Consider the following 21,014-nt stretch of genomic DNA (forward strand, 5'->3'; position numbering starts at 1 on the left):
GGCGTGTTCCACCCCCATCGGAACCGGTGTCCTGCCGCCGACCCCGCGCGCCGCCGCGCTCCTAAAATCGGGCCATGCTCGACGACCGCGCCAAGATGTTGCTCAAGACCCTGGTGGAGCGGTACATCGCCGACGGCCAGCCGGTGGGTTCGCGCACCCTGTCCAAGACCTCGGGGCTCGAACTCTCGCCGGCCACCATCCGCAACGTGATGTCCGACCTCGAGGAACTCGGCCTGATCGCCAGCCCGCACACCTCGGCCGGGCGGATCCCGACCGCGCGCGGCTACCGCATCTTCGTCGACACCATGCTGACCACCCGGCGCGCGGCGGTGACCGGTGCCAATGCGGCCATCCCCGGCGGCGTCATGCTCGACGAGGCGCTGCAGCCCGATCAGCCCAAGAGGGTCATCGCGCACGCCGCGCAGATGCTGTCCAACCTGAGCCAGTTCGTCGGCGTCGTGACGGCCCCGCGCAAGGCCAGCGTGTTCCGCCACATGGAGTTCCTGCGCCTGGGCGAGCGCCGCGTGCTGCTGATCCTCGTCTCGCCCGATGGCGACGTGCAGAACCGCGTGCTGTTCACCGCGCACGACTACACCCAGGGCCAGCTGGTGGAGGCCACCAACTACCTCAACGCCCACTACGCCGGCCAGAGCATCGAGGCCGTGCGCGAGCGGCTCAAGACCGAGGTCGACGCCCTGCGCGGCGAGATCGGCGTGCTGATGCAGGCCGCTGTCCAGGCCGGCAGCGACGCGGTCCACGAGGACGCCGACCAGGTCATCGTCTCGGGCGAGCGCAAGCTGCTGGACGTGCAGGACTTCAGCACCGACCTCGGCTCGATCCGCAAGATGTTCGACCTGTTCGAGCACAAGACCCAGCTGCTGCGCCTGCTCGACGGTTCCAGCCGCGCCGAGGGCGTCAGCATCTACATCGGCGGCGAGAGCGGCGTGGTGCCGATCGAGGAGCTGTCGATCGTCTCGGCGCCCTACGAGATCGACGGCCAGATCGTCGGCACGCTCGGTGTCATCGGCCCGACCCGCATGGCCTACGACCGCATGATCCAGATCGTCGACATCACCTCGCGTCTGGTGGGCAACGCGCTGAGCCAGAAGCAGGGCTGACGCCCGCGCTTGCAGGCCGCTTCAGGTGATGCGGTAGAAGTCCAGCATCACCCGGCTCGCCTCGCGCTGGCCGACCGCCAGCGCCATCACCCGGTTCAGGTGCCGCCAGGCCGGCGCGCCGGTGGTGAAGCGCACGAGGGTGCGGAAGAAGTACGCGTCACGTTCGACCGGCTCGCCGCGCGCCAGCCGCGCCATGACCTCGTCCGGACCGTGGCGCAGGCCATCGCTCTGGACCTCGATCAGGCCGCCGTCATCGGCCCGGATGACGTAGTGCGCCGCGATCTCCAGCACCCCGTCGGCGCGCAGGATCTGCCAGTCGACGCCGCCTTCGACCAGCGTGCCGTTGAGCTCCGGCCCGCGCACCGACCCGCCGCCCAGCGGCACGTAGCGGCGTTCGCCGTGCTTGGCCGGGCCGAGCGTGACCAGCGGCTGCACCTCGCAGACCACCTGGGTCATCGGCTGCAGGACGGGGGGCGGGGGCAGGGTGTGCATCGGGCGAGGGTCAGTCAGGATGGACAGCAGGGGAGGGGCGCTGGGCATCATGCCGCCGCGCCCCGCCGTCGCACAGCCCGGCGCGGTCATCCGAGAGGATGACGCCGTCCGGCCCGGCCGCCCTGAACCCTTGTACCCCCGCACGCCACGCCACGCCACGCCCCACCATGACCGTCCTGCCCCTCGAACCCCGCACCGGCACGGCCTGGGCCGCCGGCTTCGGCGACGTGGTCGGCGCCATCGGCGAGGCCGACTTCGCCGAACGTGCGCTGGGTGCCCTCAACGCCGTGGAGCTGCGCGCCGCCTCATGGTCGGTCTACCAGGTCGGCCGCCAGCAGCCACCGGTGCTGCACCTGTCGGCCAGCCTGGGCGTGGCCGACACCACGCGGCACTGCTTCGCCGCCTACCGCGCCGGCCTGTACCGCGCCGATCGCAGCTTCGACGCCGTCCGCCCCGGCCATGCAGCCGTGCTGCGCATGCATGCCGACGAGGCCCCAAGCGCCGACCACCGCGAGGCCATCTACCGCCGCCACGGCGTGCTCGAACGCCTGTCGGTCGTGACCCGCCAGAGCAGCCCGTCGGGCGACGACCAGGTCTTCGCCGTCAACCTCTACCACCACGAACACCAGGGCCGCTTCAGCCCCGGCGAGATCGAGGGCTTCGCCGCCGTCGCCCCGCTGCTGCTGGCCTGCGTCCAGCGCCATGTGCGGCTGTGCCCGGCCACGCCGGCAGAAGACGGCCAGACCCCGCGCGCCCGGCTGCTGGCCCGCTGCCCCGCCCTGACCGACCGCGAGCTTGACGTCTGCGAGCGCCTGCTGCGGGGCTGGAGCTACGACGGCATCGCCGCCGATCTCGGCCTGTCGCTGGCCACCGTCAAGACCTACCGCGCCCGTGCCTTCGAGCGCCTGGGCATGCACTTCAAGAGCGAGCTGTTCGCCGCCTTCCTGCCGCGTCAGTGACGCCGCAGCGTGCCCGCGTTGTCCTCCTCTGGGATGACAGGTGGTCGCCCCCTCGGCCGGCACACTGCTCCGCATCACGACAGGAGACTGCCCCATGCGCACCCGCCGTCTTGCCCTGCTGGCCATGCTCGCCGCCAGCGCCGCCGCCCTGGGTGTGCCGACCGGCGCTGCAGCCCAGACCTACCCGGACCGCCAGGTCAAGCTCGTGGTCGGCTTCCCGCCCGGCAGCGGCCCGGACGTCGTCGCCCGCCATCTCGGCCAGAAGCTCGGTGACCTGCTGAAGCAGCAGGTCGTGGTCGACAACCGCGCCGGCGCCGGCGGCCAGATCGCCGCACAGGCCGTGGCCCGTTCGCCGGCCGACGGCTACACGCTGCTGCTCGGCGAGGTCGGCTCCATCAGCATCTCGCCGGCCGCCTACGGCAAGCTCCCCTACGACCCCGCCAAGGACCTGCAGGGCGTCGCCGAGGTGGTCCGCTCCGACTTCGTGCTGGTCGTGCCCACCAGCTCGCCGGCCCGCTCCGTCGCCGACTTCGTCAGCGCGGCCAGGGCCCAGAAGGACAAGGTCAACTTCGGCACCTTCGGCGCCGGCACGCCCGGGCACTTCGGCGCTGAAGTCTTCGGCGACCTCGCCGGCTTCGGCGTCGAGCCGATCCACTACCGCGCCACCGGCGACGCCGTCACCGCCATCGTCAGCGGCGACGTCAAGGGCGCCTTCGTCTCGACCGCGCTGGCGATGGCCCAGGTCAAGGGCGGCAAGATGCGCGCGCTGGCCACGACCGCACCCGAACGCTCGCCGCTGCTGCCCGACGTGCCCACGTTTGGCGAGTCCGGCTACCCCAAGGCCGACTTCTCCGCCTGGTTCGCCATCCTCGTCCCCGCCGGCACACCCGCCGCCGTGCTCGACACCCTGAACCGCCAGACCGTCGCGGCGGTGCAGTCCGCCGAGGTCCGCCAGAAGCTCCAGGAAGCCGGCTTCACCGTCATCGGCAGCAGCCGCGCCGACACCGAACGCATGCTCAAGTCCGAAGCCACCCGCTGGTCCGCCGTCGTCAAGGCCACCGGCTTCAAGGCCGACTGACCGCCCCCGCCACCCTCGTACACTCCGCGCCGCGGGCCTCTAGCTCATGCTTGGTTAGAGCAGCGGACTCATAATCCGTTGGTGCCGGGTTCGACTCCCGGGGGGCCTACCAGGACCCGGTTTCACAATGGTTTGATTCGACGGCTCGGTGCGCAGGCATCGGGCCGTTGGTGTTTGTGGGGTCGATGTTGATGTTCCTTGATCGCGGCTTTGCCGCAGCCTGGATGGGCGTGTCTGTCTCCTGATCCGAGATGGTTTCGTTCAGGTACCGGTCGCGCCAGGATACCCACGCAGGAATACGTGGACCAAGTCAACCGTTGCATCATTCAAGAGAGCCGTCTGTGCCCCGCAGCGAGAGCAAGGTCCAGGGAGCTGGAAGCGGGCACCAACCGGAATCCTTTCATCGTTGTCTGGGTGATCGAGCAGAACTGAGCCACTCGAATCGAAGTTGATGGACCTGGCTTGCCGCCCAGCCTGCCGAGCAGAGAGCATGTACAAGATCTTGATGGCCTTGGTCGCCTTTTTCGTCTCCGGCTTAGAGGCTGAAGCTGCGCCACTTGAAAGAGATGAGCGCGAGATCATTCGGAGTGCGCATGTCTTCCACATCATGGGGGCTAGCCTCGAATCAATGCAGACGCTTCGTGCGCAACTGACGGCTGTGCCGGAGGATCAACTGCTGGGTGAGTTCACAAGGCTGGCGCGCGAGAAAAGCTCAGATGTCGGCTCTGCGTCTTCCGGTGGTGACCTGGGTCTTGTCGTCGAGGGCTCGATGGACGAACAGTTCGAGTCTGCCGTTTTCTCACTGCAGCCGATGCGCATTTCGTCGCCCCACCGGTCCGCGTATGGATGGCATCTGGTGATGGTGGCTTCCGTCCAGCAGCAATCTGTTCGTGATGTCTGCGTGCGGTCTCTCCAGGAGGCTCAGAAGACTGCTCCGATCACCCCGGATGCCCTGTATCGGTTTTCGATCGAAAGGCAGTCGCCGGCAAGTCTGCACCCCGATGCCCTGCAATTCATTGGAGAAGGTTGGGGTCCCCCATTGAACTGGAAAGACAACCTCGCCTACTGGCGGGTCGAGTCCGATCCTGATCCCGGCATGACCCGACTCGTCATCCATTCTGAAATGCCATTCGCCATCTTGGGCTCTTCTCCACGTGGCTGTCGACGTTCAGAACGAGACGTTTTTCTGGTTGACTGTGCCGCAAGAACGGTTGCCTTGATCTCGCATGCGGAATATGAAGGCCGTGGTGCGGCGGGGAGACGCCTCATGAACACCGTATTCGGCCCGGACAAGCGAACGTTCCAGCCAGCGAATGCCGGGTTTCTTGCGCAGGTCGAAAGACAAGCGTGCATGAATGTCACGGTTGCGAGTTCCATGCCGTAGGTTGCAGGCGATCGAGAAGAGCTGCTGGCGAGCGATGCGGAACCCGCCGCCTCGGCAAGGCCCGAACCGCACGCACCGTTCCGCTCCGAGTCGTCCTAGCCTGCCTCTGCCATCACGCGGATGAAGGTGCGGTGACCGCCACCGGCCGTCGGGGTGTCCTTCACCTCGAACACGCCGCTCGCCACGATGGCCTCCTTCAGCGTCGGATGCCCGTAGCGCTTGGAAAGGTGTTTCATCTCCTTGGCCTGATCGGCCCACAGGTGCTGGTCGACTTCGGAGAGGTCGATCCAGCCGTCGTCCTCGCCACGCGACCGGGCGAACCGTCGTGCGGCTTCGATCAGCGGGCTGCACGCGAGAAACGCCTGTTCCATCTGGCGCTCACCCTCTGGTGACGCCATCCACTCGGCAAGCGTCTGCCGAGCCTTCCAGTCAGCCTTCAACGTTTCACGGAGAGGCTGCGCCTGCCGGTGCTGCTGATCCAGCCAAACAAGGGCGTCGCGCGTGCTGTCTGCGGATGCAGGATTCCAGCGCGACAGGAAATGGTGGACCAGTTCATTCCTGGCCTGTCGCACGGCCTCGATCTCGTTTCGCAGCCAACCATCCTCATCATCGATCGTGTAGCGGAAACCGTAGACCTTGCGGTCGCTCGGCTGGGCATCTTCCTCGTCGGCGCGAGTCGACAGCACGTCCGTCACCACCCGCTGCGCCACCTGACCCAAGGTCTGAGAACGAATCGCTTCCAGTCGCTACGCAGGCTGTCTGGCGATGTCTTCAAGGCTGCCTGCCAGTTGAGAGGCCAACCACAGATCCTTCAGTCTGGCCTCGATCTCCAGATAGAGCATCACGTTGCGCCCGATGCGCCGCAGCACCTCGTCCGCATCACCCTTCCCAGCCCCTTCAATCCCCACGCTCACCCCCACTCTTCCCATCCTCCGCCGCCGCCTCCATCCGCGCCGCCAGCTTGTCCAGGATGTTCGGGATCAGCTTCTCCGAGAACCCCGCGACGAAGGACCAGAGCAGGGCCTTGGCGGCGTCGAGGCTGCTGGCCGGGACGATGCGGAAGACGCTGGAGAAGCTGATGTAGGGCGCGTCGGCGCCCGCGAAGGCCGGGAACAGCGGGCCTTGCAGCATGCCCGTCAGGAAGAAGGCGTAGCAGACCCAGCCGAGCAGGCCGGCGATCACCGGGCTGACGTAGATCTGCAGGATCGCGTTGGCCTCCAGGTGTTCCGGGGCGATGTTCTTCAGGCGGAAGTAGGTGCTGATGACGCCGCCGCCCGCGCCGATCAGGAAGATCGCCAGCGTCAGCGGGATGTCGTCGCGGTTGGCGCTGAACCACAGGCCCTTGGCCAGCACCAGGAAGATCACGAGAGGGGGCATGCAGGCATGCACGAAGGGGCTGCGGGGCATGAGCTTCATGGTCGATCTCCGGGCGTCGGGGCGTGGGCGCGTGCGTGTCGGATGACGGCACGATTCTGATCCCGCGCCACCGCCGCCCGCCATGTCCGCAGCCGCCCGGGCGGCAGGTTTCCTCGCTGCGATCGGCCTTGTGGCGCGGATGGGTCACCAACGAAGGTTCGGGGAAACCGAACGCCGACTCCGCTCCGGCCTGCTGGGACCGATGAGCGCGCGCCGCCACACTCGCCCACCGAAGCCCACTGCAGGAGTCTGTCCATGCCCTACGCCCTCGTCTGGTCCGTCGTCCTGATCCTTCTGGCGCTCTGGTCGCTGACGGCCTGGGTGCTGCACGCCGCCAGCGTCTGGGCGGTCACGCATGCCGGCGGACTCGGCGACGTCGCCACCGGCATCGGTGCCGTTCGCCCGCCCGAGTGGCTGGCCCTCTGGGTGCCCGCCGAACTGCTCGATCTCCTGCCCGCGATGCTGGCCGACCTCGGCCCCTTCGTGCAGTCGCTGCTGGAAGCCGCGCCCGCCCTGTCGGGTGGCCTCACCGTGCTGGCCTGGGCCATCTGGGCCATTGGCGGCCTGATGCTGATCGGCGCCGGCGTGGCCGGTCATCTCGGCCTGCTGGCCTGGCGCCGTCGCACCACCCAGCCGGCCATGGCGCCGCGCCGTGTCGCGATCGTCGACTGAGCCCGCCGCGCCACCCGTTCACCCGACCCTCCGTTCCTTCTCGCCACCCACTCGCCTCATGGACACCGGCACGCTGCTTTTCGGCCTCATGACCCTGACCTTCGTCGGCGTCACCCACCACGCCTGGAGGCTGGGCAACGACCGACGCGACGTCGTGCTGCTCGGTTCGATCGGCGCGCTCTGCGGGGTCGGGGCGGTGGTGACGGCGGTTTTGTGAGGCGGGCCTCAGAACCCCTTCACGCAGCGCACGGAGCCGCTGTCCTGGCTGATCAAACCAGCACCCGGGATCGCCGCTGCGGGGTTCACCCCACCGCGAGCCCCGTGGCGATCGCCCCCATCGCCCGCGCCACATAACTCTCCTTCTCCCCCACCGGCGCCACGTAATGCAGCGCGCTGCGGGCGGCGTCTGCGCCCTTCAGGCGGGCGATGACCCAGGCGGCGAGGTAGGGCGAGGCCAGGCAGCCGCCGGCGGTGGCGACGTTGCCGCGGGCGAAGAAGGGCTGGTCCAGCACCTCGACGCCGGCTTCCTGGACCCACGGCCTGGTCAGCAGGTCGGTGCAGGCGGGCACGCCGTCGACCATGCCGAGCCGGGCCAGCAGCAGCGTGCCGGAACACTGCGCGCCGATCAGCTGGCGTTGCGGGTCCAGCGCCAGACGGCCCATCAACACGGGGTCTGCGGCAATGTCGCGGGTCTTCATGCCGCTGCCGACGATCACCGCATCGGCCTGCGCCGCATCCTCCAGCGTGGCCTGCGCATGCACGGTGACGCCGTTCATCGACGTCACCGTCGGCGTCGGACAAGCCAGGCTGACGCGCCAGCCCGGCTCCTTCACGCGGTTGAGGACGCCCAGGGCGATCAGCGAATCGAGTTCGTTGAAGCCGTCGAAGGTGAGGATGGTGATGTGCATGGCGGCGACTTTACGGGCGCCCGCCGGCTGTCGCATCCGGGCACGCAAGCCCGGCTAAGCGCCGAATCTCCATCACTTCAGGTGATCCGGGTTCGCGCGCGCGCGTGGGACCGTCGACGGTCCTGTCCACGTGACAACCCTTTCGTCTCACCTCTCTGGATCACCCGAGGCAAACCATGAGCACAACCCCCATCAAGGCGGCCACCGCCGGCACCACCCGCATCGCCACCCCCACGCTCCGTCTGGCCAGCGACAGCGGCAGCAGCAGCACGGATGGCATCACCAACGGCAAGACCATCAACGTGGACGGTCTGCAGGCCGGGGCCAGCTGGGAATACAGCCTGGACGGCGGCAGCACCTGGATCACCGGCACCCGAAACTATTTCGACTTGCCCGCGACCGTCATCGACACGGGCAAGGTCTACGCCAAGGACGCCGTGCAGGTCCGGCAGACCGATGCCACCGGCACCAGCGCCATCGGCAAGAACAGCGCAGCCTGGACCTTCGATACCCGCATCGCCACCCCCACGCTCAGCCTGGCCAGCGATACCGGCAGCAGCAGCACCGACGGCATCACGAAAAGCAGGACCGTCAACGTGGGAGGTTTGGAAGCAGGGGCCAGCTGGCAATACAGCCAGGACGGCGGCAGCACCTGGAAGACCGGCAGTGGCAGCTCGTTCGAACTGAGTGCCGACAAGACCAAGCGACTCAAGCTCGCCGATGTGACGGCCAGTTCGGTCGCCGCAACACTGGGCGGCGGCTGGGTTGAATCGAGAGAGGCCGCCACGCTCACCGATTTCCGCGTCGTCGGCGCCACCAAGACCGCCTGGATGATCGTGGAGGACGTCGGGTATACCAAGGGCGTCAAGCTGGAGTTCTCGTCAGACGCCAGCGGCAATCTGCAGGTCATGGCCGTGGATGCGGCTTTTGCCTGGGGCTCGCATATCCGTGACTGGACCAGCACGCGACTCACGACCACGGTGATGACGAACTCGGACTCGACTGCCGGATACGGGATCCAGGCCTTGAAGATCGGCGATGTGGCCGTGGCGGGCAGCGGGTATCTGGCGGGTTACTGGAGCTACAGCGTCGACGGTCTGACGGATGCGCCCGAAGGCACCACCTATACCTACGCCGTGCGTCAGACGGATGCCGCCGGCAATGTGGCGACCAGCACGCTGAAGACCTACACGCTGGACCCCCGCATCGCCACCCCCACGCTCAGCCTGGCCACCGACAGCGGCAAGAGCAGCACCGATGGCATCACCAACAAGAAGACCGTCAACGTGGGCGGGCTGGAAGCTGGGGCCGCGTGGCAATACAGCCTGGACAGCGGCGGCACCTGGAAGACCGGCAGCGGCAGCTCGTTTGAGCTGAACGATGACGTCAGGAAAATGAGACTCTCCGATGTCACCGCCAGTTCTGTCGAGGCAAGACTGGGCGGCGGCTGGACGTCATCGAGAGCATTCGGCGTGGCTGCTGACTTCCGGGTCGTGGGAGCCACCAAGACGGTTTGGATGCTCGTGGAATGCATGGGGAATACACAGGGCGTCAAGCTCGAGTTTTCGGACGACGCCAGCGGCCGACTTCAGGTCAAGGCGGTGGCGGCGGCTTCTGCCGTCGATCTGCATTTCAGTGATTGGGCGAGTGCGCGCCAGTGGCCTACCAAACTGGCGGATAACGAGGCTGCTGACGGGCTCGGGATCTGGTCCGTGAAGGTTGCCGGTCTCTCCGTGGCGAGCGACGGGTATCTGGCGGGTGCCCGGAACTACACCGTCGACGGCATGTTCATTTCGACCGAATCCACCACCTGCCTCGTGCGCCAGACGGATACGGCCGGCAATACCGCCACCAGTGCGGCGGCCAAGTACACGCTGGACACCGCCATCGGCACTCCCACGTTCAGCCTGGCCAACGACACTGGCAGCAGCAACACGGACCGCATCACCAATGCCAATGGCGTGAAGGTGAGCGGCCTGGATTCCGGAACCAACTGGCAATACCAGGTCGATGGCGGCACCTGGACGACGCTCGGGAAACTCAGGCTGGCGGACCTGAAGGCTGAACACATCCGCGGTGTCGTCGATGGCGCCATCTGGCTGGCACCACAGCCCGCCACAGCGACCGATTTGCGCACCGTCGGCTCGATCAAGACCGTCTGGATGGTGGTCGAGGAAAAGGGCAGCCTGAAGGGCGTCAAGCTCGAGTTCTCCGAGGATGCCGGCGGTCATCTGCAGGTCAAGGCGATCGATGCCGCCGTGGCCGGGGGAACGGTCGTCAGCGAATGGAGTTCGTTGTATCAGACCACCATGCCCCTGGGTTTCTCGGACGATGCCGCTGGCTACGGCGTCAAGGCCATCCAGATCGGGACGGCGTCGGTGGCCAATGGCAACTATCTGAAGGCCGACAGCCATACGGCGGTCGACACCTTGAACCTTCTCCTGACGGAAGGCACCCACAGCTATGCGGTGCGCCAGACCGACACCGCCGGCAACACGGCCACCAGCGCCACGGCGAGTTACACGCTGGATAACACGGCCCCCGCCCGTGTCAGCCTGTCGGCCGTGAACATCAGGTGGACGGACGGCGTGTCGTTCGGGGAAATCTTGAATCCCTATATCGACGTGAATGGCCTGACGCCCGGCAGGGCTTGGGAATACAGCATTGACGATGGCAATTCCTGGAATACCGGCAGTGGGAAGACATTCGATCTGCCGCGGAAGAACCTCCTTCAGAACGGCGACTTCAACGACGGGTACAACAAGTTCACGACCAACTACGCCAAGGGTGTCATGCGGCCGGGCGGCATCCTCCAGACGACCTCTTTCAATGACAAGGGCGATGTCTGGTCGGGTCAGGGCGGTGATGGCGGTGGCTTCCTTTATGTGGACGGTGCCGCACTCGGTGGGTTCTGGCATCAGCGCGTCTACATGGAGGAGGGCACCATGTATGACTTCTCGTACTACCGCAGGGCGACGGTGGACTGTCGGGCGTATGGCGTGCCCACCGTGGAGTTGACCGTCAATTGGGCGGGTAAAGGGTCGAGCGATTGGCGAGTCATCCTGCCGGGTCAGAAAGATACCTTCAGCGCCACCGGTTGGTCGCGAGTCACGCGGACGTTCACGGCCAAGGCCTCGGGCTACAGCACGCTGGCCTTGCAGGATACGAATGCGTCGGGCGATGCCAATGATTTCGGCATCGACAGCATTTCCTTGGCGAAACACGCATTCTGGGAAGGACTGGCCCGTGTCCGGGAAACCGACGCGGCGGGCAACGAGACCATCACGCGGTCGCCGACCATCACCCCCATCGCCCTCGACCTCGATGCCAGCGGCGCGATCGAGACGGTCGGGCTGGCCCATTCCGCCGGCACCTTCGACCTGAAGAACGACGGCCAGGCCGTGCATTCGGCCTGGATCGGCAAGGGCGATGCCTGGCTGGCGGCCGACGACAACGGCAACGGCAAGATCGACAGGCTCGACGAACTGTTTGGCGGACTGGGTGCGCGCGATGCCTTCATCAAGCTGGCCGGGTATGACAGCAATGGCGATGGCGTCGTGGATGCGGCCGATGCCGGGTTTGGCCAGTTGCGGATCTGGCGCGACGCCAACGGCGATCACCAGAGCCAGCCCGACGAGTTGCTGACCTTGCTGGCGGCCGGCGTGAAGAGCCTGAAGGTGCGGGCCGACACCCAGCACTGGACGGTCGACGCGCAGGGCGTGACGCACGGCGATACCGCCACGGCCACGCTGGCCAACGGGCGGGAAGTGGTGCTGACCGACCTGTGGCTGCCCACGGGTGCGTCCGATCCGGTGGCCGCGCAGCTGGCGGTGCCCGCCGTCCTGCCATTCCCCGAACTGCAGCCGGTGCCTTCGGCGGTGCTGGCCTGACGGGAAACTCGCGCGTCTCGCGCGGGTTTTGAGCAGGGTGGGTCCGAGCCCGGATGGGTTGATCCGGGCTCGGGCTGGCAAACCGGTCGGTCGGCTTTTGCCATCACGGCATTGCGTTGTACCTGCACCTTTTTTGGTGATGGGAGCGTCGACGGGTTCATGGGACTGTCGGCGGCCTTGGCCGGGAATCGCCCAGCCTGTCCGTCGACCGCCCACCATGCCCTTCCACACGATCCAGCCCGGCGCTGCCGAAACCCTCAGCGCCGATCTGAAGGCCGACAACCTGGCGCGTCTGCGCGCGCTGTTCCCTGAACTCGCCACCGAAGGCCCGGGCGGTCCGGCCTTGGATGTCGACGTGCTGCGCGCGTTGATCGGTGATGCGGCGGTGGGGGAGGGCGTCGAAAAATACGGCCTGTCCTGGCACGGCAAACGCGCCGCCCGCCGCCTCGCCCTGACCCCCAGCAGCGCCACGCTGCGCCCGTGTCGCGCCGACAGTGTCGACTGGGACTCCACCCGCAACCTGATGATCGAGGGCGACAACCTCGAAGTCCTGAAACTGCTGCAGCGAAGTTATGCGGGCAAGGTCAAGCTGATCTACATCGATCCGCCCTACAACACCGGCAAGGATTTTGTCTACCCCGACAATTTCCAGGACAGCATCCGCAACTACCTCGAACTGACCGGTCAACTCGACGGCGGCCGCAAGATCACCACCAACTCCGAGTCCAGCGGCCGGTTCCACACCGACTGGCTGAACATGATGTACCCGCGCCTGAAGCTGGCGCATTCGTTGTTGAAGGATGACGGCGTGATTTTCGTCAGCATCGCCGACCACGAGGTTCACAACCTGCGGTCGGTGATGGATGAGATTTTCGGTGGCGAGAATTTCATTGCATCGGTGATCTGGCAGAAGGTTTACGCGCCGAAAAGTTCAGCGCGGCACTTTTCGGAGGATCACGACTATTTGCTCGTTTATGCGAAGAATTCGGATGAATGGGTGCCGAACCTGTTGCCGAGAACTGCTGAGCAAGATTCCATCTTCAAGAACATGGATAACGATTCTCGGGGTGCTTGGCGTGCTAACAACATGGCGGCCAGAAACTATTACAGCAAGGGAACCTATCCGATTCGGTGTCCGGGTGGTCGGGTGATTGATGGCCCGCCGCGCGGCTCATACTGGCGAATCTCTGAAGAGAAGTTCAAGGAGTTGGATCGTGACAAGCGAATCTGGTGGGGATTGGATGGAAACAATGTTCCAGCGCCCAAGATCTTTCTTAGTGAGGTGATGGATGGGCGCGTGCCGCAAACACTCTGGACTTACCAGGAAGTTGGGCACACTCAGGAGGCGAAGCGGGAATTGTTGTCGCAGGTCGAGTTTTCAAATTCCGATGTTGTTTTTGAGACGCCAAAGCCGACTCGGCTGATTAAGCGAATACTGCAGTTGGCTACCAAGGCAACTGAAGCGGATCTCGTCTTGGACTTCTTTGCAGGCACTGGCACCACGATGGATGCCGTCTATGCGCAGAACGCTGAGGATGGTGGCAATCGTCGATGCATCTTGGTTCAACTGCCGGAAGCCGTCGAAGGGATGAATGAGCAGAACTGGCGATCGGTTGCCGACATCACCCGTGCGCGCATCAAGGCCGCCGGGCAGCGGCAGAAGGACGGGGATCCGCTGTTCACCGGCGATGTCGGCTTCAAGGCCTTCCGCCTCGACACGTCGAACTTCACCGCCTGGAATCCGAAGGTGGAGGCGTTGGGGGAGAGCCTGTTCGAGCAGGTCGAACATGTCGTCGCCGGGCGCAGTGAGGATGACCTGTTGCATGAGGTGCTGCTCAAGCATGGACACGACCTCTGCGAGCCCGTGCGGGCGCGGGAGCTTGGGGGGAAGGTGGTGCAGCGGGTCGGTGGCAAGTTCGTCTGCTTGGCCGCGCACATCGGCCGGGACGATGCCGAGCCGGTGGCGTTGGGGATCGTGGAATGGCTGCGCGACGAGCCGGAAGAGGGCGAGCGCAGTGCGCTGTTCCGGGATGGGGCGTTCGAGGATGACGTGGCCAAGGCCAACCTGGCCGCGATCCTGGAGCAGCACGGGCTCAAGCGGATGTTCAGCCTGTGAGCGGGGGCGCGTCATGAAACTCCACTTCGACCCCGACCTCCCCCACCAGCAGGCCGCCATCGAGGCCGTCTGCGACCTGTTCCGCGGCCAGGAGGTCAGCCGCCACGAGTTCAGCGTGCTGGCCGGTGCGCAGGCCGGGGCGCAGCAGGCGCTGGTCGATGCCGAGCTGGGGGGCATCGGCAACCGGCTGGTGCTGGACGACGCGGCGATCCTGGCGAACCTGCAGGCGGTGCAGCAGCGCCACGGCCTGCCGGTCAGCGAGCGGCTGACGCCCGACTTCACTGTCGAGATGGAGACGGGCACCGGCAAGACCTATGTCTACCTGCGCACGATGTTCGAGCTGCAGCGCCGCCACGGTCACAGCAAGTTCGTGATCGTGGTGCCGTCGGTGGCGATCCGCGAGGGCGTGTTCAAGACGCTGCAGGTCACGCGCGAGCACTTCGAGTCGCTCTACCCCGGCGCCAAGGGCTATGCCTTCTTCACCTACGACGCGGCCCGGCTCGGCCAGGTGCGGCAGTTCGCGACCAGCGCGCAGCTGCAGGTGATGGTGATCAGCGTCGGCGCGATCAACAAGTTCGGCGATGCCGAGGCGGCCGAGGCCGAGGAACACGACGAGGCGCTGCGCCGCGAGCGCAGCCGCAACGTGATGTACCGCAGCAGCGAGAAGACCGGAGGCGAGCGGCCGATCGACCTGGTGCGGGCGACCCGGCCGATCGTCATCGTCGACGAGCCGCAGAGCGTCGACGGCGGCATCGACGGCCGCGGCCGGCAGGCGCTCGCGCGCATGGCGCCGCTGTGTACCTTGCGCTATTCGGCCACCCACGTGGACACGCACAACCCCGTCTACCGGCTCGATGCGGTCGAGGCCTTCGAGCGCCGGCTGGTCAAGCAGATCGAGGTCGCGTCGGCCAGCGTCGAGCAGGCCCACAACCGGCCGCATGTGCGGCTGCTGCGCATCGCGCGGCGCGGCGCCCAGATCGTCGCCAGCGTCGAGCTGGACCTGCTCGGCAAGGCCGGCCACGTGCTGCGCCAGACCGTGTCGGTGCAGGACGGCGACGACCTGCAGCGGGTCACGCAGCGCGAGCTGTACGCGGGCCTGCGGATCGGCGCGCTGCGCATCGGCGTGGCTGGCAGCGGAACCGGCAGCACCCGGCAGCCCGCCCAGGACGCGCTGCTCGAACTGCAGGTGCCCGGCAACGTCGTCCACCTGCGCGAGGGCGAGGAACACGGCGGCATCGACCCGCTGGTGCTGGCGCGGCAGATGATCCGCCGCACGATCCGCGAACACCTCGTCAAGCAGCGCCGGCTGCGCCCGCTGGGCGTCAAGGTGCTGAGCCTGTTCTTCGTCGACGCGGTCGCGCGCTACCGGCTGCACGACGAACACGGCGAGCCGCAGCCGGGGCCCTACGCGACGATCTTCGAGGAGGAATACGGCCGCTGGGCGCAGCACCCGGATTTTGTCGACCTGTTCGACAAGGCCGATGAACACGGGCATCCCGGCCGACCGGAGGTGCGCGAGATCCACGCCGGCTACTTCTCGGTCGACCGCCGCCGCGTCGGCAGCCGGATGGTCGAGCTGGCCCGCGACACCAGCGGCAGCAGCGCCGCCGACGACGACACCTACCAGCTCATCATGCGCGACAAGGAGAAGCTGCTGGGCTTCGCCTCGCCGCTCGCCTTCATCTTCAGCCACTCGGCGCTGAAGGAGGGTTGGGACAACCCGAACGTGTTCCAGATCTGCCAGTTCAGCACCCGCCAGACCGACCGCTGGCGCCGCCAGACCATCGGCCGCGGCCTGCGGCTGTGTGTCGACCAGAGCGGCGCGCGGGTGCGCGGGGCCGAGGTCAACACGCTGACCGTGATCGCCCACGAGGGCTACCGCGCCTTTGCCGACGCGCTGCAGAAGGAGTTCGAGGCGGAAGGCCATGCCTTCGGCGGCCCGCGCCGGCAGGTCGAGATCCGCGACGCCGACGACCGCCGGCCGGTGCCGGTGCGCCGGGCCGTGCTGGACAGCCCCGAGTTCAAGGCGCTGTGGGAGCGCATCAAGCACAAGACGACCTACCGCGTCGCCTTCGACCCGCAGCGGCTGGTCGAGGCCTGCATCGACGCGGTGCGGCGCGCCGCGCCGATCGGCCGGGCGCGGCTGCACTGGCGCCAGGCCGGGCTGCTGATCGGCGCGTCCGGCGTCGAGGCCGACGAACGCGGTGGCGCCGAACTGCTGGCGCTGGACGAGGCCGGGCTGGCCTTGCCCGACCTGCTGACCGACCTGCAGGACCGCACCCAGCTGACGCGCCGCAGCCTGGCGCGCATCCTGGTCGACAGCGGCCGGCTGGACGACTTCCGCCGCAACCCGCAGCGTTACATCGAGACCGTCGCCGACGCCATCAACCGCTGCAAGCGGCTCGCGCTGGTCGACGGCATCCGCTACCAGCGCCTGGGCGACGAGGCCTACTACGCGCAGGAGCTGTTCGAGCAGCACGAGCTGAGCGGCTACATGAGCGACATGCTGTGCGACACGCGCCGATCGGTCCACGAACACGTGCTGGTCGACTCGGAGGTCGAACGCGCCTTTGCTGCGCAGCTCGAACGCAACGACGCGATCCGGGTCTACGCCAAGCTGCCGAAGTGGTTCCAGGTGCCCACGCCGCTGGGGGCCTACAACCCCGACTGGGCCGTGCTGGTCAACACGCCCGACGGCGAGCGGCTGTACTTCGTCGCCGAGACCAAGGGCAGCCTGATCGAGGGCGACCTGCGCGAGACCGAGGGCGGCAAGATCGGCTACGGCCGGGCCCACTTCAAGGCCCTGGCCGAGTCACTGGCACCGGACCTGCCGGCCGGCGAACAGGCGGCCCGCTACGGCGTCTGCACGGACGTCGCCGGGCTGGTCGAGCTGGCCCACGCGGCGACCGAATCCGGCGCGACCTGACCGTGCCCCCACGCCGCACCCCACACCGCACCCCACACCGGACCGCGCCCCATTCACGCCCCCTTCATCGAGCCCGTGCCAAGCTGCCGCGTCCATCGGCCTGGCGCCGCACGACGGCTCGCCGATTTCCCACCCACCGCCCCAGAGGCTTCAACATGTCCCTGCAACTTGCGACCCGCTCCCAACGCTACGACCTGCCCAGCATGGTCTTCCACTGGCTCACGGCCATCGTCGTGACGATCACCTTCATCCTCGGCCCGGGCGGCTTCGGCCGGCTGATGCACGAGGGCGTCGACCCGGCCACGCGCCTGGACATCGTCTGGCACGAGACCCTCGGCCTGTCGATCTTCGGCCTGACGCTGCTGCGCCTGCTGTGGGTCGCCATGCGCCCGGCCGCCCCGCGCTTTCCGGCCAGCCCGGTCATGGCGCTGGCCGCCAAGGCCGGTCACCTGGGCCTGTGGACGCTGCTGCTGGTGCTGCCGCTGACGGCGCTGCTGGCACTGGGCAGCGAAGGCCACCCGCTGACGCTGCTGGGCGGCGTGCGCCTCGACAAGATCCCCTTCTTCGGCTCCACCCCGCTGGGCGAGATGGCCGACTGGGGCGAGGTCCACGAACTGCTCGGCGACGCCATCATGTGGATCGCCGGCCTGCACGCGGCGGCGGCGATCTTCCACCACGTCATCCTGAAGGACGGGGTGCTGCGGTCGATGTTGCCGCGCTGAGGATCACCCCGGTGGCGATCCGCGGCGGCTTCGGCGAGGATCTCCCGCTGCGGCCGGTCGCGGGGATCGGCTCTCCACCGCAAGGGCATCGCATGAACAAGAACCGCCTGGAGGCCTTCAGCGACGGCGTCATCGCCATCATCATTACGATCATGGTGCTGGAGTTCAAGGTGCCGCATGGCGAGACCTGGCAGGACCTGCTGCCGCTGTGGCCGGTGTTCCTGAGCTACGTGCTGAGCTTCGTCAACGTCGGCATCTACTGGAACAACCACCACCACCTGCTGCACGCGGTGCGCCGCGTCGACGGGCGCATCCTGTGGGCCAACCTGCACCTGCTGTTCTGGCTCTCGCTGATGCCCTTCGCGACCGCCTGGATGGGCGAGAACCACTTTGCCGCCCTGCCAGTGGCCGTCTACGCGATCGACCTGACGCTGTGCGCGCTGGCCTACACGCTGCTGCAGGTCCAGATCATCCGACTGCACGGCCGCGACTCGCTGCTCGCCAGCGCCGTCGGCAGCGACCGCAAGGGCAAGCTCTCGCTGGCGTCCTACCTGCTGTCGGTGCCGCTGGCCTTCGCCGGCCTGCCGTGGCTGTCCGGCCTGCTGATCGCGGCCGTGGCGTGCATGTGGCTGGTGCCGGACCGGCGCATCGAGCAGCGGCTGAGTGCGTCGCCGAAGGGCGACGGGAAATGAACCCCTCACCCTTGATCCCTCTCCCGCAAGGGGAGAGGGGGTCTTGCATCGTGTTGATCGGTCTTTCTGATGGTGGCTCATTCGATGAGCCAGTCTCAAAACCACATCAGCGCGACACCCTCCCAACCGCGTCCTCCCTCTCCCCTTGCGGGAGAGGGAATGAGGGTGAGGGGTCTGTCGCCAGCCGCGCCAGCCTGCCGTCCGGCAAGTGCGTCGCCGGAGGGCGACGGGTCATGGCGCTCTGCCGCCAACCACCCCGTCAGGCTGCGCCTGCCACCCCTCCGGAGGAGGGGAATGAAGACACGTTGCCGACGGCAACGCTGATGTCCTGCGGGTATTGACGCGCCAGCGTCACTTCTTCGGCTGCGCCACGATCACCGGGTCGATGCGGAACAGGTTGGCCGAGGTTGGGTCGACCGTCACCTTGACCCAGTGCAGGCTCGGGCTGCCGAAGGTCTGCAGGCGGGTGAAGTTGGTCAGCATGTTGTTCGGCGCGTGCAGCGGCTTGTCGATCTTGAAGGCGTGGGTGTCGCCGTGGACGAACAGCACCTGGCCGTCGAAGGCTTCGGTGAGCTTGGCGATTTCGGACATGAAGTTGCGATAGCCGCTGACGGCCGGTTGCGTGCTCTCGTCGAGGTCCTCGGTCTCGGGCAGGTCGAAGCCCGGGTCGGCCTGGATGACCAGCACGATGCCGCGTGCCTTCTCGGTGCGGGCCTGTTCGAAGGTCTGCTTCAGCCAGACGATGTTGGCGGCGTCGCGTTCGAGGTATTCGGCATTGGACGCATCGCAGTCGGCGGCCTTGCGGGCGCTCTTGGCGGTGCATTCCTTGGCGTTGAGGATCACGTTGTTGTTGCTGCCCGGCACGTTCAGGCCGGCGAACACGACCGGGCCGCGGCTGAAGCGCACGTTCTCGATGTACTTGTCGCCGGCGGCCTTGCCCTGGTGGACCAGCGGCATCGTCGTCGCGCCCAGGCTGTCGAGCGTCGGGAACATCACGCGGCGCAGGTGGGCCAGGCGTTCGAGCGCGTCGTAGCCGCCGTTGTTGGTGCGGTGGCAGTCGGTCCACTCGTTGTCGCCGGGGATGTAGACGACCGGCTGCTTCATGCCGCCGAACATCTTCAGTGCATCGGTGTAGATGGCGTCGTCGCAGCGCGAGCTGCCGTCCTTGATGTCGCCGTCGTAGATCGAGAAGGCGATGTCCGAGGCGTTGATGCTGGCCAGCACCGCCGGCAGCCGGCTGTCGTCGCCGGCCTTCTTGTAGGGCATGTCGCCCCACAGGCCAAAGGTGTAGGCGCCGGTGGCGGCCGATGCGCCGTGGTGCCGGGCGTGGCGTTCGGCCATGCCGGCGCAGCCGGCGAGGCCGGCCAGCAGCAGCGGCGCGGCGAGCGTGGCAAGGCGCCAGGACAGGCGGGGGCGGTTCGTGTTCATGAGCGGTCCTTGAAAGGCAGAACGGCCCGTGTCCATCGACACGGGCCGCAAGAGCGACAGGGTTCGGATCAGCCGTTGATCAGAAGGTGTAGCGCACGCCGACGCCCAGGGCGCGCGGGTCCTTGCCGGCGGCCGAGGCGGCCGGGAAGTTGTCCGAGGCGACCAGGGTGCCGCGGGCGTTCGCGTCGTTGCTCAGCTTGGTCACGTAGCTGTAGAAGGTGACCTGCTTGTCGAAGGCGTAGTTGGCTTCGAAGGCCATGCCCTTGATGCCGTCGTTGGCGCCGCTGCTCGACTCGCCCGACGTGCCCAGGCTGGCCTTCAGGGTCAGCGCGCTGTCCAGCGCGTAGGCGCCCGTCAGCACGGCGTTGCTGGTTTCCTTGCCGTTGCTGTTGTCGAGCTTGCTGATGGCGATGCCGGCCGAGACGGGGCCCAGGGCGGTGCCGAGCGTGAACTTGGTGGCCTTCATGGCCTTGCCGGCGGCGATGGCGTCCTTCTGGTTCTCGATCGCGACGCCACCGTTGAAGGTGCCGTCGTTGTATTCGACCGAGGCGCCGAAGACGGTCTTGTTCAGCGCGGTGGTCTTGGCCTCATCGGGCGAATAGGCGACCTTGGCGACGATGTTGGCGAACTTCGGGCTGGCGTAGTGCAGCACGTTGGTCTTGCGGGTGTGCACGTTCTGGAAGTTGGCGTTGCCGATGGCGACGCGGCTGCCCTTGCCGTGGACCAGGATCTCGATCAGGTCGCCCTGGCCCCACAGGCCACCGGCGGTGCCTTCCAGCGCCTTCAGCGGCATGTCGTAGGTGCCGACCAGCACGGTGCCGGCGGCGGCGGTCTTCAGGCCGACGAAGCTGTTGCGGTTGGCGAAGGTCTTGCTGTTGGCGGTGTCGTCCGGGGCGACGCCGGTCTCGACCTGGAAGATGGCGCTCAGGTCGGCGTTGAGCTTGTGCTCGCCCTTGATGCCCAGGCGCGACGCGAAGTTGCTGGCCATGACGCGCGAGACGGCGCCGTCGTTGGTGCTTTCGAGGCCGAGGTCGACGCGGCCGTACCAGGTGAACTCGGTCGACTGGGCCGAGGCGGCACCGGCCAGCGACAGCAGGGCGGCGGCGGCGAGGATCTTGCGGGTGTGTTGCATGGTGAGGTCTGGCCTTCGGTGATGGGTTGCGGATGGCGTGGTGAAGCGCGTTCCACATGGTCGTCAGCGCATGTGGCAGAT

At 67.1% G+C, this 21,014-nt stretch carries 18 protein-coding genes and 1 tRNA gene; 12 read left to right on the top strand and 7 right to left on the bottom strand.

The features are described from left to right. Positions 1 to 74 precede the first annotated feature (74 nt). Positions 75 to 1,118, top strand: a complete 1,044-nt coding sequence (hrcA, locus tag ACWA7K_RS15610) for a heat-inducible transcriptional repressor HrcA (RefSeq protein ID WP_456162319.1) — start codon at positions 75 to 77, stop codon at positions 1,116 to 1,118. A 21-nt stretch (positions 1,119 to 1,139) separates the two neighbouring features. Here the strand turns inward: hrcA and ACWA7K_RS15615 are convergent, their stop codons facing one another. Then, positions 1,140 to 1,610 carry a DUF3237 domain-containing protein gene (locus ACWA7K_RS15615; RefSeq protein ID WP_456162320.1) on the bottom strand — a complete coding sequence of 157 codons (471 nt, stop codon included), beginning with the start codon at positions 1,608 to 1,610 and terminating at the stop codon, positions 1,140 to 1,142. Between the two features lie 167 nt (positions 1,611 to 1,777). Here ACWA7K_RS15615 and ACWA7K_RS15620 point away from each other — a divergent pair, with 167 nt between their 5' ends. The 4 genes from ACWA7K_RS15620 to ACWA7K_RS15635 all read left to right on the top strand — a co-directional run bounded on the left by ACWA7K_RS15620 (position 1,778) and on the right by ACWA7K_RS15635 (position 5,031). After that, complete coding sequence (locus ACWA7K_RS15620; protein ID WP_456162321.1) at positions 1,778 to 2,569, top strand: helix-turn-helix transcriptional regulator; 792 nt, start codon at positions 1,778 to 1,780, stop codon at positions 2,567 to 2,569. A 94-nt stretch (positions 2,570 to 2,663) separates the two neighbouring features. Next, positions 2,664 to 3,647 carry a Bug family tripartite tricarboxylate transporter substrate binding protein gene (locus ACWA7K_RS15625; protein WP_456162322.1) on the top strand — a complete coding sequence of 328 codons (984 nt, stop codon included), beginning with the start codon at positions 2,664 to 2,666 and terminating at the stop codon, positions 3,645 to 3,647. 33 nt (positions 3,648 to 3,680) lie between these two features. Next, a tRNA-Ile gene (locus ACWA7K_RS15630) sits at positions 3,681 to 3,759 on the top strand. A gap of 378 nt (positions 3,760 to 4,137) precedes the next feature. After that, a complete protein-coding gene (locus ACWA7K_RS15635) occupies positions 4,138 to 5,031 on the top strand; it encodes a peptidylprolyl isomerase (RefSeq protein WP_456162323.1) in 894 nt (297 codons plus the stop codon). 95 nt (positions 5,032 to 5,126) lie between these two features. Here ACWA7K_RS15635 and ACWA7K_RS15640 read toward each other — a convergent pair whose 3' ends face one another. From ACWA7K_RS15640 to ACWA7K_RS15650, 3 genes are read right to left on the bottom strand one after another with little or no spacing between them, the layout of a single operon-like run. Beyond that, positions 5,127 to 5,726, bottom strand: coding sequence for a hypothetical protein (locus ACWA7K_RS15640; protein WP_456162324.1), 600 nt, complete (start codon positions 5,724 to 5,726; stop codon positions 5,127 to 5,129). Positions 5,727 to 5,777: 51 nt separating this feature from the next. Next, positions 5,778 to 5,945 carry a hypothetical protein gene (locus ACWA7K_RS15645; RefSeq protein ID WP_456162325.1) on the bottom strand — a complete coding sequence of 56 codons (168 nt, stop codon included), beginning with the start codon at positions 5,943 to 5,945 and terminating at the stop codon, positions 5,778 to 5,780. Then, positions 5,929 to 6,447 (bottom strand): hypothetical protein, encoded by a 519-nt coding sequence (locus ACWA7K_RS15650; RefSeq protein WP_456162326.1) that lies wholly within the window; start codon positions 6,445 to 6,447, stop codon positions 5,929 to 5,931. Before ACWA7K_RS15650 ends, ACWA7K_RS15645 begins: the two co-directional genes overlap by 17 nt. A gap of 255 nt (positions 6,448 to 6,702) precedes the next feature. On the opposite strand from ACWA7K_RS15650, the gene ACWA7K_RS15655 reads away from it, so the two are divergent. Continuing rightward, on the top strand, positions 6,703 to 7,119 hold the full coding sequence (locus ACWA7K_RS15655) for a hypothetical protein (RefSeq protein WP_456162327.1): 417 nt from the start codon (positions 6,703 to 6,705) through the stop codon (positions 7,117 to 7,119). A 58-nt stretch (positions 7,120 to 7,177) separates the two neighbouring features. Then, positions 7,178 to 7,336, top strand: a complete 159-nt coding sequence (locus ACWA7K_RS15660) for a hypothetical protein (protein WP_456162328.1) — start codon at positions 7,178 to 7,180, stop codon at positions 7,334 to 7,336. Between the two features lie 85 nt (positions 7,337 to 7,421). On the opposite strand, the gene ACWA7K_RS15665 is transcribed toward ACWA7K_RS15660, so the two are convergent. Continuing rightward, positions 7,422 to 8,027 carry a DJ-1/PfpI family protein gene (locus tag ACWA7K_RS15665; protein WP_456162329.1) on the bottom strand — a complete coding sequence of 202 codons (606 nt, stop codon included), beginning with the start codon at positions 8,025 to 8,027 and terminating at the stop codon, positions 7,422 to 7,424. Between the two features lie 176 nt (positions 8,028 to 8,203). Here ACWA7K_RS15665 and ACWA7K_RS15670 point away from each other — a divergent pair, with 176 nt between their 5' ends. The 5 genes from ACWA7K_RS15670 to ACWA7K_RS15690 all read left to right on the top strand — a co-directional run bounded on the left by ACWA7K_RS15670 (position 8,204) and on the right by ACWA7K_RS15690 (position 18,373). Then, positions 8,204 to 11,917 (top strand): hypothetical protein, encoded by a 3,714-nt coding sequence (locus ACWA7K_RS15670; RefSeq protein ID WP_456162330.1) that lies wholly within the window; start codon positions 8,204 to 8,206, stop codon positions 11,915 to 11,917. Between the two features lie 217 nt (positions 11,918 to 12,134). Next, a complete protein-coding gene (locus ACWA7K_RS15675) occupies positions 12,135 to 14,033 on the top strand; it encodes a site-specific DNA-methyltransferase (RefSeq protein WP_456162331.1) in 1,899 nt (632 codons plus the stop codon). A gap of 13 nt (positions 14,034 to 14,046) precedes the next feature. Then, entirely contained in the window at positions 14,047 to 16,959 is a 2,913-nt protein-coding gene (locus tag ACWA7K_RS15680) for a restriction endonuclease (RefSeq protein WP_456162332.1), read from the top strand. Between the two features lie 155 nt (positions 16,960 to 17,114). Then, positions 17,115 to 17,681: a cytochrome b gene (locus ACWA7K_RS15685; RefSeq protein ID WP_456162333.1), complete on the top strand. Its 567-nt coding sequence runs from the start codon at positions 17,115 to 17,117 to the stop codon at positions 17,679 to 17,681. 92 nt (positions 17,682 to 17,773) lie between these two features. Beyond that, positions 17,774 to 18,373 carry a TMEM175 family protein gene (locus ACWA7K_RS15690; protein ID WP_456162334.1) on the top strand — a complete coding sequence of 200 codons (600 nt, stop codon included), beginning with the start codon at positions 17,774 to 17,776 and terminating at the stop codon, positions 18,371 to 18,373. 351 nt (positions 18,374 to 18,724) lie between these two features. On the opposite strand, the gene ACWA7K_RS15695 is transcribed toward ACWA7K_RS15690, so the two are convergent. Next, a complete protein-coding gene (locus ACWA7K_RS15695) occupies positions 18,725 to 19,801 on the bottom strand; it encodes a hypothetical protein (protein ID WP_456162335.1) in 1,077 nt (358 codons plus the stop codon). A gap of 79 nt (positions 19,802 to 19,880) precedes the next feature. Then, positions 19,881 to 20,933 carry a porin gene (locus tag ACWA7K_RS15700; RefSeq protein WP_456162336.1) on the bottom strand — a complete coding sequence of 351 codons (1,053 nt, stop codon included), beginning with the start codon at positions 20,931 to 20,933 and terminating at the stop codon, positions 19,881 to 19,883. Between the last annotated feature and the right edge of the window lie 81 nt (positions 20,934 to 21,014).

The organism is Leptothrix mechoopdaensis (SeqCode), assembly GCF_053893855.1.